Raw genomic sequence first — 13,865 nt, 5'->3', positions numbered from 1 at the left:
GGGTTATCCGGTGGATGTGCTGGAGCCGTCGATGGCGTTGGAGTCGGATCTGGGGGTTGATTCGATTAAGCGGGTGCAGATTCTGGGGTCGTTGCAGGAGCGGTTCCCGGGTGTTCCTGCGGTGGGTCCGGAGCGGGCGGCGGAGATGCGGACGCTGGCGGATGTAGCCTCGTTCCTGCGTGATGGCCTGGGCCTGACCGCGCCGGCCAGCGCCGCACCCGAGTCGACCCCGCCCACCGCTACTGAGACGGCGGCGTCGATGCCCACGGCGACTGCATCGGCGCCGCACCCCGTTCCGACCGAGGCGTCCATCGAGCGGCTGCGTGCGGTGCCGCGCCTTCTGCCGGCCGTAGACCCGCTCGACGAGCCTTTCGGCGTCCAGCCCAGCGCGCTCGTGATCGAGGTCGGTGACGCCGGTGGTGCGGCGCTGGTCCGCCACCTCAGGGAGCGCGGCATCTCGGTCGAGCGGATCGCGATCGGGTCCCTTGCGGGCTCCGACGCCGCCGGCCTCCTCGGCTGGGACGGTGCCGCGGTCGAGGCGGCGCTCGCGGCCGTCGCCGGATCGGTCCGCCTGGACCTCTGCCTGCTCGCCCTCGGCGCTCCGGCATCACCGGGCGCCGGATCCGGGGTCGAGCCGGACCGCGCCGGGGAGGACGACCGAGCCGGGATCGGCGCCACCGGCCTGGCAGGCTTCGACGTCGCCGCGCGTGGGCTCGCCGACGCCATCCTGGCCACGAAGGGGGTCGTCGTACCGCTGCGGGCGGCGGCCTCGGCAGGCCGGCGCGCGGCCTTCCTCACGGTGACGCGGGTCGACGGGCTGCTCGGCCATCGAGGCGGGTCCTCGATAGCCGGGGCGGTCACCGCGGGGGTCACCGGGCTGGTGAAAACCGTCGCGCTCGAGGCACCTGAGCTGGTCTGCCGGTCGGTCGACGTCCATCCGGCGCTCGACGACGACACCTTCGCAGCGGCCGTCCTGGCGGAGGCCGTCGATTCCGCCCGGGACGTCGTCGAGGTCGGTCTGGATTCCGAGGGACGCCGCTGGTCCGTCAAGTATGTCCAGGGCGGGGTGATCGGGGCGACTGAGGTGACCGGGGCGACCGGGGCGACCGCCCCGGCGGCGCTCCGGCCCCCGGTGGGCCCGGAGGACGTCCTGGTGGTGACCGGCGGAGCCCGCGGAGTGACCGCGCGCTGCGTCGAGGAGCTGGCGCGCCGCGCCTCCTGCGAGTTTGTCCTGCTCGGACGCACGAATCTGGTTGAGGAGCCGGGCTGGGCGGCCGGAGTCGAGGATGACGGCCTCAAGGCGGCGTATCTCGCCGGGGCCCGTGCCGAGGGACGCAAGGTGCGGCTGCCCGACGTCGACGCCGCGGCTGCCGCCGTGATCGCCGTCCGGCAGGTGCGTGCTACCCTCGGTGATCTTTCCGCGACCGGCGCGCGGATCCACTACCAGGCTGTGGACGCCTCGGATCCGGTGGCGACGGCCGCGGCGCTCGCGCCCTGGCGTGACCGGGTCACCGGCGTCGTGCACGGCGCCGGCGCTCTCGCCGACGCGATGCTCACGGACAAGACCGTCCCGGCCATCCGGTCGGTGCTCACCCCGAAGCTCGCCGGCCTGCGCTCCGTGCTCACGGCGCTGGAGGGCGCACCGCTGCGTCATCTCGTGCTGTTCGGTTCGGTCGCCGGTGTCTTCGGTAACCCGGGGCAGGCCGACTACGCCACGGCCAACGAGGCGCTGACCAGGGTCGCGGCTTGGGCCCGGACCGGGCTCACCGGCCGGGTGGTCGCCCTGAACTGGGGCGCCTGGGACGGCGGGATGGTCACGGCCGATCTGCGGGAGCTCTTCCGCTCCCGGGGCGTGACGCTGCTGCCGCCGGACGAGGGCGCGCGCCGCTTCGTCGCGGAACTCGTCGACGGCCACGGCGCGGACGGCGCGGTCCTCATCGGTGGATCCGCTCCGCTCGCGCGGACCGCGGGTGGCACGGCGCCCGCCGCGTTCGTGGCGCACCGTTCGATAGCGGCTATGGACACCGAGACGGTCATCGACCAGTACCAGATCGGGCCGGCCCCGGTGCTGCCCGCCACCGCCGGTCTCGGCTGGTTGGTCAACGGGGTCGAACGAGCCCTGCCCGGGCGCCAGGTTGTCGAGGTCCGGAACTTCATCGTGCACAAGGGGATCGTGTTCGACGGGGCGCACCTGCGGGACTACTGGCTCGACGCGCGGCCCGTCGACGGGACCGACGGTAGGCCCGGTGACGGACGTGACGGCGGGCCGGTGACGGTGTCCGCGACCGTTCGCGGGGACAGCGGCGGCGCGTTGCCGACCTCGCACTACGCGGGCACCCTCGTGCTCGCCGGGGTCACCGGGGTCACCGGGGCCGCCCCGACCGCTCCGGGCTGGCCCGCCGATGGTTACCGGCTCGGCGAGCAGGGCGAGGACGCGGCCTGGGTCTACACCGACGGGCTGCTCATCCACGGGCCGTTGATGCGGGGCATCCGGCGCCTGCTCGTGCGGGAGCCGGGCCGTCTGGTGGCTGAGTGCCGCCTGCCGGAACTGCCCTTTGCCGGGGGCGCGTTCGCGGGCGCGCTGCACCGCCCGGTCCTGTGCGACATCCTCGCCGCGGCCGGGAGCGTGCTCGCCCGGTGGACCCTGAACGAGGTGGGCGCCCTGCCTATCAAGATCGGGCACGCGGAGTTCTTCGCTCCGCTGCCGGCCAACGAGACGTTCATCGTGGTCGTCGACGACGTCCGACCCGGCCCGATGACGGTCACGGTGACCGTGACCGCCCACACCCCGGATGGACGGGTGCTGCAGCGCCTGTCCGACTTCACCTTCGTCGGCACCCCGGACATGGCGGATCTGATCCGTCAGGGGGCGCAGCGGTGGCAGTCGGGTGACCGGGCATGAGGTCCGGTCGGTGGCCGAAAGACCAGGCACTGCACGGGCGATGGGAGGGATCACGATGACCACCACGGTCGAGGCGACGCAGGACGGGCTGGGCTTCGACGGCGAGCCGACCGACGCCGCCGTCTGGGCGGCGATGCAGGCCGGCCCGGAGTTCGAAGCGCGGCCCAGCGGCACCCACCGCCATGACGACGCCGACAGGGGCGAGGAGGACAACGCCGACGGGGGCAGGGAGATCACGGCCGCCACCCGCGGCGCGGGCGTCCTGAGCGGCGTGGGGCGCACGGGTGCTGTGGGTGCTACTGCTGTGGGTGCTACGGGCGTCACGGACAGCGCGCTCGGGGAGGGCCCGGCCGTCCCGGCCGCCGTCCCGGCTGTCGATGACGCCACGGCCACCCTGCGTCGGCTGCGGGCCTCGGTGGTCGCGGCCCACGCCTCGGCGATGCGCACGCAGGCCGCCCTGGCCGACCGGGCGCTGGCCGAGATGGCCGCCATCGCACCGCCCGGCGGTCGGACCCCGGCCGCCGTGGGTGATCGTGGCCGGGGTGGACCGGGGTGGGGCACCCCGGCGGTGGACCGGCCGGCCTTCCACGATGCTGGGGTTCCCGGGCACGCGGGTGCATCGGCGCCCGGCGCTCCGCCGCGGCCCGCTCCCGCGATCGCCCCCGTCGAGATCATGGCGCCTGCCGAGCTGGCGGTGGATGTCACCGTCGTGGCCCGGGACGCCGCGGCGATCGACGGTTGGGTGTCGCTGCCCGCCGTGGTCCGCCAGGCCCTGGACGAGGTGTTGCGCGGGTCGGCGCACCTGGCACCCCGGGGAGGGGGCACTGGGTGCTGGCCCGGGCGGCTCTGGTGACCAGCGGACCGCTGCCCCGGGTCGGGGACGAGCTGCGTATTCAGGCCTCCACCCGCATCGGGGCCCCGGGCGGGTTCGACCCGGCCACGGCGGAGGTCACGCTCGCGCTGCGGGTCACCCGCGGCCCCGACGTGCTCCTGGAGGTCCTCGGCGGGGTGTTCCGGTGGCTCGAGCTGGACGGCGCGAGCCATGGTGGTTTCGCCGGGATTGCCGGGTTCGCCGGCATCGAAGCGCCGGGGAACCCGCCCGGTTCCGCCGCCCTGGAGCCGGTGGGCGCCCCCGGCTCCCGGGGCGCGCGCGGCTGGACGGAGGACGCGTTCAAACTGCCCACCCGCACCACCCGCACCACCCTCGACGCCGGTGACCTGGACCGGCTGGCGCGCGGTGACGTTGCCGGCGTCTTCGGCGCCCGCTACGACCAGCGGGGGGTGAACCCGTCGGTGCGGCTCGCCCCCGGCGGCCCGCTGGTCGCCGTGTCGGAGTTCGCGCCGCGGGGCGGCGCAGCCGGCCGGGGCCAGCTACGGGCCTCGGTGAGCCAGCTGACCGGCGGCGTGGCGGACCGAGATGGGCAGCCCGGTCTGACCCACCTGGCCATCGCGGCGCTCACCGCCTCCTGGCAGGCGGTGAGCGTGTTCGCGATGGCCGCCGGTCTGCACCTGGTGATCGCGGATGCGCACCTCGACGTCGCGCTGCCCGACGAGCGGCTGGAACTCCCCGACGGGCTCGGCCGGCTGTCGATCGAGATCCACGCGCCCGGCCACGGCGCCGGGCCGGCCGCCGAGGCCGGTCTGGAGCTCGTGCTGACCGTCACCGACATCGATCTGGTGCCGCGGCCCTGGCTGCGCGGTGACGTCGAGCTGCGGGACGCCCACGGGCCGGTCGCCACGATCCGCGGGATCGCCCTGGCCGTGCGGGAACGTCCGGGCACCCCTGTGGGCCCGGCGCACGGCGGCGTCCTGCCGGCCTTCCTCGGCCGCGTGGGCGCGACCGGAGAGTCGGCGCTGCTCGGTGAGCTGCAGATGTTCCACGCGGCGCGCGGCGACCTCGCCATCGCGCTCGGTCCCGAGTTCGCCTCCGCCGCGGGCCGGACGGTCTGCCGGCTGCCCGGCGGCGGCCTGCGGCTGGTGGACCGGGTCATGCGGGTGGACGGCGCGCGAGGTCAGCTCAGCGGCGGCGCGTCGATGATCACCGAGTACGACTCGCCGGCGGACTCCTGGTACTACACCGACAGCCCCAGCCCGACGATGCCGAACATCGTGCACATGGAGACGTCGCTCCAGTTGGCGCTCCTGCTGGGCTACTACCTGGGTGCGACCCTGACCGACCCGGCCAACGACTACGTCCTGCGCAACCTCGACGGCACGGCGACCGTCCGGCGCGAGGTGGACCTGGCCGGACGCACCATCCGGCAGCGCTCGACCCTGCTGTCCACGACCGTGCTCAGCGGCGCGATCCTGCAGAACTTCCAGTACGAGCTGTTCCTCGTGCCGGGCGACGGATCCGGACCGCACGGGTCCGGCGGTGACGGCGGTGACGGCGGTGACGGCGAGCCGTTCTACGTCGGTGAGTGGTTGTTCGGCTTCTTCACGCAGCGGACGCTGGCGAACCAGAACGGTCTCGATCAGGGCGCGTTCGTGCCGACCTGGCTGGAACGCACCAGCCCGGCGCCGGCGGACCGGCGGACTATCGACGTGGCCGCCCGGCGGGCCGCGAACGCGCCGCTGTGCGCCCAGGGCGCCATGGCCCTGCTCGACCAGATCACGGTGGTGGACGGCGGCGGCGACTTCGGCCGCGGCTACCTGCACGCCGTCCGCCCCACGAGCCCGGGCGACTGGTTCTTCGCGCGGCACTTCTGGCTCGACCCGGTGATGCCCGGCTCGCTGGGCGTCGAGGCCGTCATCCAGGCGCTGCAGGAGTGGATGGTCCAGGATGGCCTGACCGACGACCTCGTCGAGCCGACCTTCGTGGTGCCGGCCGGACTGCCGATGAGCTGGCGCTACCGCGGCCAGATCCGCTCGGAGGACGGGGAGATGACGCTGGAGGTCCATATCAAGGACGTCCGCCGCGACGGTGCCCGGGCACGGGTCGTCGCGGACGCCAGCGTCTGGAAACCCGGCATGCGTATCTACGGACTGACCGACATCGCCGCCGAAGTGCGCGGTAGAGGAGCGCAATCATGGTGACGACGACAACGATGGTCCGTGGCGCGCCGACGACGCTGCGCCCTGGATCGGGCGGGCCGCGGCTCGCGCGTTCCGCCCAGGAGATCCACGACCTGCTTGCCCGGCTGGACGCGCCCTGCGTCGTGGTGAGCGAACAGGGCGGCGCGATCGCGGCCACCGACGACCCGGCGAGCCTGCGCGCGGCGGGGGCGACGGTGCTGGCTGTGGCGCCGCCGGCCCGGCCCGAGCGGCTGGGAGCCACGTCCTTCCTGACCGACCACGGGGTGCGTCAGCCCTACATGACCGGCGCGATGGCGAACGGCATCGCCTCGCCGGAGCTGGTCGTGGCGATGGCACGGGCGGGCTTCCTCGCCACGTACGGGGCGGCCGGCGTGCTGCCCGACCGGATCGACGACGCGCTCGGGCGGATCCGCCGCGAGCTCGGCCCGGCGCCCTTCGCCTGCAATCTGATCCACAGCCCGAACGAGCTGGAGCTGGAACGGGCCATCCTGGCCGCCTGCCTGCGCCACGGGGTGACCTGCGTGGAGGCGTCCGCGTTCCTCGAGCTGACCCCGCAGATCGTCGCCTACCGGGCCGCGGGGCTGCGGCCGGGCGGCACTGGCGGCGTACACGTCGGGCACCGGGTGGTGGCCAAGGTCTCCCGCGCGGAGGTGGCCGAGCTCTTCCTGCGTCCCGCCCCGGACGCGCTGCTGCGCCCGCTGGTGGCGGACGGCACCCTGACCGCCGAGCAGGCCGCGCTTGCCCGCACGGTGCCGATGGCCGACGACATCACGGTCGAGGCGGACTCCGGCGGCCACACCGACCGCCGGTCGCTCCCGGTCCTGCTTCCCGAGATCATCGCGGTGCGCGACCGGATCGCCGCCGAGCTCGGCTACCGCCGCCCGCCGAGAGCGGGAGCCGCGGGTGGCATCGGTACGCCGTCGGCGGTGTTCGCCGCGTTCGCGCTCGGCGCCGCCTACGTCGTCACCGGTTCGGTGAACCAGGCGTGCGTCGAGTCCGGTCAGTCGGCGGCGGCGCGGGCGCTGCTGGCGAAGGCGGGCCCGAACGACATCGACATGGCACCGGCCTCCGACATGTTCGAGATCGGCGCCGAGGTGCAGGTCCTGCGCCGCGGCACGATGTTCGCCGGGCGAGGCCGCCGGCTGTACGACCTCTACCGCGCCCACGACTCCCTCGACGACCTTTCGGCGGAGGATCGGGACTGGCTGGAGCGTTCGGTCCTGCGCCGGTCCGTGGACGAGATCTGGGCCGATACCGTCGACTACTTCAGCCGACGCGACCCGGAGCAGATCGAACGCGCGCAGGCCAGCCCGAAGAGACGGATGGCGCTGGTGTTCCGCTGGTATCTCGGGCTGTCCTCGGGCTGGGCGATCTCCGCCGCGCCCGACCGGATCACCGACTACCAGATCTGGTGCGGCCCGTCCCTGGGCGCCTTCAACACCTGGGCGGCCGGCAGCTACCTGGCGGACGTCGACCAGCGCAGCGCGGTGGACGTCGCGGGTGAGCTGATGCTCGGCGCCGCCTACACCGGGCGGGCCGCGGCGCTGCGGTTCGCCGGGGTGCGGCTGCCGGCGCGGGCGGCCGCCTACCGACCGCCGGCCACGCGCGAGAGCTCGCCGGCGCACCGGTACGTCCTGACGGCGGGTGCCCGGTGACCGCGCCCACGACCACGACCGGGGCCACGACCGGGGCCACTGCGGGCACGCCGGCGCCCGTGCCCGTGCCAGCCGTCGAGGCGGAGTCGACCGCGGACCGCCTCGCCTGGCATCTGTGCGGGGGATGCCGGACCCTTCTCTATGGCAAGCGGTTCCTCGCAGCCAACCGGGTCTGCCCGGAGTGCGGCTGGCATGCGCCGCTGACGGCCCCGAGCCGGCTCGCCCAGTTGCTGGACCCGGGATGGTCCGAGCTGGCGACGCCCGTGCCCGCGGATCCCGATCCGCTGCGCTTCACCGATTCGGCCCCCTATCCGGACCGGGTGCGCCAGGCCCGCGAGCGGACCGGACTGGCCGAGGCGGTCGTCTGCGCGCGGGGACGCATCGACGGCGCCGAGGTGATCGTCGCGGCGATGGACTTCCGTTTCCTGGGCGGCAGCCTGGGATCGGCCGTCGGCGAGGCCATCACCCGGGCGGGCGAGGTGGCGTTGGCCGAGCGCACACCGCTGGTGATCGTGACCGCCTCCGGCGGTGCCCGCATGCAGGAAGGCCTGCTGTCGCTGATGCAGATGGCCAAGACGAGCCAGATGCTCGGCCGGCTCGACGAGGCGGGCGTGCTCACCGTGGCACTGATCAGCGACCCGACGTTCGGGGGGTGGCAGCCTCCTTCGCCACTCTGTGTGACGTCATCGTCGCCGAGCCGGGTGCTCGCCTCGGGTTCGCCGGTCCCCGGGTGATCGAGCAGACGATCCGCCAGAAGCTGCCGCCCGGCTTCCAGATGGCGGAGTTCCTGCTGGACCACGGCATCGTGGACATGATCGTTCCCCGTGGCGACCTGCGGGCCGCGCTGTCCCGGCTCCTGCGCGTCGCCACCGGCGTTCATGAGGTGGCCGAGGGTGCCGCGGCCGAGGGAGCCGCGGCTGGGGGCATCGCGGCCGGGGGCGGCCCGTCCGACGGGCACGACGGAGCCGAGCGGGTGATCACCGAGGTGCTCCACCTGCCCGTCCGTCATCCCTGGGACGCCGTGCGGCAGGCCAGGGCACTCGGGCGCCCGAGCACCCTCGACCTGATCTCGCTTCTGCTGGACGACTTCAACGAGCTGCACGGCGACCGGGCCTCCGCCGACTGCCCGGCGATGGTCGCCGGTCTCGGCCGGTTGAGCGGAGTCGGGCTGGCCGTGATCGGCACCCAGAAGGGGCACACGGTCGCCGAGCTCAGCGAGCGGAACTTCGGCATGCCCAGTCCCGCCGGGTACCGCAAGGCGGCGCGGGTCATGCGGCTGGCGGCCAAGCTCGGCCTGCCGGTGGTCACCTTCATCGACACCGCCGGCGCCCATCCCGGCGTCGAGGCGGAGGAACGGGGACAGTCGGTCGCGATTGCCGAGAACCTGCGCCTGATGGGGGCGCTGCCCGTTCCGGTCGTCGCCGTCGTCACCGGCGAGGGCGGCAGCGGCGGGGCGCTGGCGCTCGCGGTCGCCGACCGGGTGCTGATGTGCGCGAACGCGGTGTATTCAGTGATCAGCCCGGAGGGATGTGCGTCGATCCTCTGGAAGGACGCGACCGCCGCGCCGAAGGCGGCCGAGGCACTGCGCGTGGACGCGCGCCAGCTGCTGGAGCTCGGGATTGTCGACGGGGTCGTACCCGAGCCTGACGGCGGTGCCGCGGCCGATCCCGTCCACGCCGCGGCGCTCGTCGGTGCCGCGCTGCGCGCGACGCTGGCGACGCTGGGATTGGTCGGCCCGGAGGAGCTCGTGTATCGGCGGTGGCTGCGCTTCCGTCGCTTCGGCGCGGTGGCGGGTGAGCCGGCCGGCGCGTCACCCCCGGAACGCCCGGGCAACTCCGAACACCCGGGACACGCCGAACACAGGGAGCAGAGCTCATGAGCACGACTGTGGCAGCGCGCCGCTCCGGCGCCGTCTCCTCCAACGGAAACCGGGCGGTCGACGATCCGGGCACGGCGCCGGGATGGTCGACCGCCGCGCCCGGCCCGCTGTCCGCCATCGACGCGGCGGACGTCGACACCATCCTGGCCGCGGTGCAGCACCACGCCCTTGCCCTGTACGCGAACGCGGTGCGGCCGCCGTCGCACCTGCGGGTGACCGCCGGCGACATCGTGGTGGAGCTAGCCTGGACCGACCTGGCCGAGCTCGGTGACGACCGGCGCGGGCCCGTCCAGGCGACGGCGCCGCCGCGTCGTCATCCGGTTCCCGCGCCTCGCTCCGTTCCTGGTGGTGCTGTTTCCGGTGGTGCTGTTTCCGGTGGTGCCGTTCCCGGCGAGGTCGCGCTGGTCGAGGAGCGGTCGGCGGACTCGCCGACCGCCGGTGGTGATGCTGGCCTGAGCTACGTCACCGCGCCGAGCGTCGGGGTCTTCTACTACTACGCTCCCGAACCCGGTGCGCGGCCGTTCGTCCGGGTCGGGGACACCGTGAAGGCCGGGCAGCAGGTCGCGATCCTCGAGGTGATGAAGCTGATGATCCCCATCGAGGCGGACACGGCCGGCCAGATCGTCGAGGTGTGCCAGCCCGACGCGACGTCGGTCGAGTACGGCGAACGGCTGATCGCTATCGATCCGGACGCCCGCGGCTGATGGTCACCACCGTCCTGATCGCCAACCGGGGCGAGATTGCTCTGCGGGTCCTCCGCACCTGCCGGGAGCTCGGCCTGCGCACCGTCGCCGTCTACTCGGCCGACGACCGCGGCAGCATGGTGACCCGGCTCGCCGACCGGGCCGTCCAGATCGGTCCGGGCCCCGCCGGCCGTAGCTACCTCAACATCCCGACGATCATCGAGGCCGCCCGGCTCGCCGGTGCGGACGCCATCCATCCTGGATACGGATTCCTTTCCGAGAACGCGGACTTCGCGGAGGTCTGCGAGTCCGAGGGCATCACCTTCGTCGGACCGCCCGCGTCGGTCATGGAGAAGCTCGGGGACAAGGCCGTCGCCCGCTCGCTGATGGTTGCCGCGGGCCTTCCGCTGCTGCCCGGAAGCCATACCGCGATCGACCACGCGGACGAGGCAGAGGTGTTCGCCGACAGGATCGGCTATCCCGTGATCATCAAGGCCGCTGCCGGCGGCGGCGGTCGGGGGATGCGCGTCGTCGAGCAGCCCGAGGAGTTCCTTCGCGCCTACACCGAGACCCGGGCGGGTGCGCAGGCCGTCTTCGGCGACGGGCGGGTGTACGTCGAGCGGTACCTGCCTTCGGCTCGGCACGTGGAGATCCAGGGGCTCTGCGACCAGTACGGCAACGGCGTGTACCTGGGGGCCCGGGACTGCTCGGTGCAGCGGCGCCACCAGAAACTCATCGAAGAGACGCCGGCGCCCGGCCTCCCCGCGAACCTCATCGAGGAGATGGGGCGGGCCGCGCTGCGCGGGGTCTCCACGGCGGGCTACGTCGGCGCGGGCACCGTCGAGTTCCTGGTCGACCCGGCCGGTGCGTACTACTTCATGGAGGTCAACTGCCGGCTACAGGTGGAGCATCCGGTGACGGAGATGGTGACCGGCATCGACCTCGTCGCCGAGCAGTTCCGGATCGCCGCGGGGGAGAAACTCGACCTCACCCAGGACGCGGTCGTCCCGCGCGGCGTCGCGATCGAGTGCCGCGTCAACGCCGAGGACCCGGTCCGGGGATTCGCCCCCGCGCCCGGAACGCTCACGGAGTGCCATTTCCCCGGCGGGCCCTTCGTCCGGGTGGACAGCCACGTGCACCCCGGCTACCGGATACCGACCCGGTACGACTCCCTGCTGGCGAAGGTGGTCGCCTGGGCGCCGGATCGCGACGGCGCGGTCCGGCGGATGCGCTCGGCCCTGTCAGAGCTGCGCATCGAGGGACCGGGCGTGGCCACGACCGTGCCCTTCCTCCGGCGGGTGCTCGACGATTCCCGGTTCCGGACCGCGACTCACGACACCTCCCTCGTCGCCGCGCTCACCTCGACCGGCTGACCAGAGTTCTCTACGCAGAGTTGTGGAGGGTTGAGTACGGTCTGACGCCGCCAGACCGTACTCAACCCTCCACATTTCCCCGGCCAGGCCAGGCCAGGCCGGGCTGGGGTCTGGGTTATCCACAGATCGCGGTAGGCCCTGGCACCGCCGCTGATCGGTGGGTGAGTCTGTGACGGTGACAGCAGGATCATGCCCGGTGGCGGCGAGGGTGCGTTCGGCATGACGCAGGACGGGCGCGTCGACCATTCGTCCCTCGAAGGAGAACACGCCGGCGGAGTGCGCCGCCGCGTCGAGTACCCGCCGCGCCCACGCCACCTCGTCGGCGGACGGCGCGAATGCCTGCCGCACGGCCGCGACCTGCCTCGGGTGGATACACGCCTTCGCCGCGAAGCCGCTCGCGACGGCGTCACGAGCCTCGGCCGCGAGGCCGTCGACGTCGGCGATGTCCAGGTACACGGAGTCGACGGCAACCCGCCCGTGCGCTCCGGCCGCCAGCAGGACGCTCGCCCGGGCATGCAGGGCGACGTCCCGGTAGCGGCCGGCCTGGTCCCGGCTCGACCGGCCACCCAGCGCGGCAACGAGATCCTCCGCCCCCCACATGACGCCGATGGTGGTGGGAACGGCCGCGATCCCGGCCGCGGCGAGCACGCCGCGCGGTGTCTCGCACAGGGCGACGACCCGGCGCGGCGCAACGGCGGCGACCTGCTCGGCGGACTCCGTCTTGGCCAGCATGACGATGGTGTAGGGCGTGTCGGCGAGGGCGCGCAGGTCCTCGTCGTGATCGGCGGTCCCGGCGGGGTTGATCCGGACGATCGCCCGCAGTGGGTCGAGGACGGTCTCCCGCAACGCGCGCCGTGCCCGCGGCCGGTCCGCCGCCGCCACGCCGTCCTCCAGATCGAGGATGACCCCGTCGGCCGCGGCGGCCGCCTTGGCGAATCGGTCGGGCCGGTCCGCGGGGCAGAACAGCAACGCCGGGCCGGGCAGCTGCCCGATCATCGGTCCGCAGCCCGGCGCAGCATCAGCGCGGACCGTACCGCCACGGCTACCACGTCACCGTGCTGGTTGCGCGCGGTGTGCTCGAAGGTGACCACGCCCTGTCCGGGCCGACTGCGGGAGAGCCGCTTGTCGCGCACCACGGTCTCGGCGTAGAGCGTGTCGCCGGGGAACACCGGTGTGGGGAAGCGGATCTCGGTGAACCCGAGGTTGGCCACGGTTGTTCCCTGGGTCAGCCGGCTCACCGACAGGCCGACCAGCGTTGCGAGGGTGAACATGCTGTTGACCAGCCGAGTGCCGAACGTCTGGGTCGTGCTCCAGACCTCGTCGAGGTGCAGCGCCTGGGTGTTCATCGTCAACGTGCTGAACAGGGTGTTGTCGGCTTCGCTCACGGTCCGCCCGGGCCGGTGGGCGTAGACGACGTCGGTCTCCAGCTCGTCGAACCACAGCCCCCGTTCCTCGACGCGCCGGCATTCCCGCCCTGTCTGCCCTGTCTGCCCGGTCTCCGCGGTCTGCGGGGGAGGGGATGTCCCTGCCTCCATCGGTGCCTCCCTCGATCGACTCCCGTCGCCGGCCGCCGGTGTTCAGCGGCCGAAGACGGCAGGGGTAGGGTAACCCGCGTTGCGCTGGCCGTGGGTGAAGGTTCATCACCCCTTCCGGGGGCGTTCCGGTCGACCCGATAGCTTCCGGGCGTCCGGAGTGCGGGTGGCGGGCCGGCCCGATGAACCGCCGTCCCCGGAAAAGACCGGAAAAGAACCGTGCGGTCCTCGTGATGAAGGAGTCCGGAAATGCGGCACCGCAGGCTTTTGTTGGCACTGGCCGTTGGTACGCTGACCGCGTCCGTGTCGATCCCGATCCCGGCGGGCGCGGCCACCCCGCTCGGCACCGGGACCGCTCCGTCCACGATCGCCGTGATCGGCGATATCCCCTACGGCGCCGCCAAGATCGCCGAGTTCCCCGCCGACATCGGTAAGATCAACGCCGATCCTGACGTGTCGCTGGTCGCGCATCTCGGCGACATCAAGAATGGCAGCAGCGTCTGTTCGGACTCGTACTTCGCCACCATCAAGTCGGATTTCGACCAGTTCCAGGATCCTCTTGTCTATACCCCCGGCGACAACGAGTGGACCGACTGCCACCGCGCGAACAACGGCGGCTACAATCCTCTCGAACGTCTCGGAAAACTGCGTCAGGTGTTCTTCCCTGTCCCGGGCCGGACCCTCGGCGTGAACGCCCGGCAGGTCACCAGTGAATCCGCGGACCCGGCCTACGCGCCCTTCGTGGAGAACGCCATGTGGACCCAGTCCGGTGTGGTTTTCTCGACACTTAGGAGTCGAAATGAAA

8 protein-coding genes and 2 pseudogenes are annotated in these 13,865 nt (G+C 73.1%); 8 read left to right on the top strand and 2 right to left on the bottom strand.

From position 1 onward, the window contains the following. From ACY5KJ_RS07265 to ACY5KJ_RS07235, 7 genes and pseudogenes are all read left to right on the top strand, one after another. The coding region (locus ACY5KJ_RS07265; protein ID WP_462203040.1) for a KR domain-containing protein at positions 1–2,902 on the top strand (2,902 nt) is incomplete at its 5' end. Between the two features lie 55 nt (positions 2,903–2,957). After that, positions 2,958–3,755, top strand: a complete 798-nt coding sequence (locus ACY5KJ_RS07260) for a hypothetical protein (RefSeq protein ID WP_462203039.1) — start codon at positions 2,958–2,960, stop codon at positions 3,753–3,755. After that, a complete protein-coding gene (locus tag ACY5KJ_RS07255; RefSeq protein WP_462188183.1) occupies positions 3,731–5,938 on the top strand; it encodes a beta-hydroxydecanoyl-ACP dehydratase in 2,208 nt (735 codons plus the stop codon). Before ACY5KJ_RS07260 ends, ACY5KJ_RS07255 begins: the two co-directional genes overlap by 25 nt. Continuing rightward, positions 5,932–7,593: a PfaD family polyunsaturated fatty acid/polyketide biosynthesis protein gene (locus tag ACY5KJ_RS07250; RefSeq protein WP_462188184.1), complete on the top strand. Its 1,662-nt coding sequence runs from the start codon at positions 5,932–5,934 to the stop codon at positions 7,591–7,593. The genes ACY5KJ_RS07255 and ACY5KJ_RS07250 overlap by 7 nt, the downstream gene beginning before the upstream one ends. Before the next feature lie 65 nt (positions 7,594–7,658). Continuing rightward, positions 7,659–9,472: pseudogene (gene accA, locus ACY5KJ_RS07245) on the top strand (acetyl-CoA carboxylase carboxyl transferase subunit alpha). After that, positions 9,469–10,176, top strand: coding sequence for an acetyl-CoA carboxylase biotin carboxyl carrier protein (locus tag ACY5KJ_RS07240; protein ID WP_462203038.1), 708 nt, complete (start codon positions 9,469–9,471; stop codon positions 10,174–10,176). The pseudogene accA and the gene ACY5KJ_RS07240 overlap by 4 nt, the downstream one beginning before the upstream one ends. Continuing rightward, positions 10,176–11,528, top strand: coding sequence for an acetyl-CoA carboxylase biotin carboxylase subunit (locus ACY5KJ_RS07235; protein WP_462203037.1), 1,353 nt, complete (start codon positions 10,176–10,178; stop codon positions 11,526–11,528). Before ACY5KJ_RS07240 ends, ACY5KJ_RS07235 begins: the two co-directional genes overlap by 1 nt. A gap of 198 nt (positions 11,529–11,726) precedes the next feature. On the opposite strand, the pseudogene ACY5KJ_RS07230 reads toward ACY5KJ_RS07235, so the two are convergent. Together ACY5KJ_RS07230 and ACY5KJ_RS07225 are read right to left on the bottom strand one after the other, a co-directional pair. Continuing rightward, positions 11,727–12,524: pseudogene (locus ACY5KJ_RS07230) on the bottom strand (HpcH/HpaI aldolase/citrate lyase family protein); the annotation flags it as partial. Then, positions 12,521–13,063, bottom strand: a complete 543-nt coding sequence (locus ACY5KJ_RS07225; RefSeq protein ID WP_462203036.1) for a MaoC family dehydratase — start codon at positions 13,061–13,063, stop codon at positions 12,521–12,523. The gene ACY5KJ_RS07225 and the pseudogene ACY5KJ_RS07230, both read right to left, overlap by 4 nt. A 246-nt stretch (positions 13,064–13,309) precedes the next feature. Here ACY5KJ_RS07225 and ACY5KJ_RS07220 point away from each other — a divergent pair. Next, positions 13,310–13,865: metallophosphoesterase (locus tag ACY5KJ_RS07220; RefSeq protein ID WP_462203035.1), on the top strand; the 556-nt coding region annotated here is incomplete at its 3' end.

The organism is Frankia sp. CcWB3 (genome assembly GCF_977927595.1).
The sequence above is the reverse complement of the archived record's forward strand: the minus strand, read 5'-3'. Positions and strand labels throughout refer to the sequence as shown.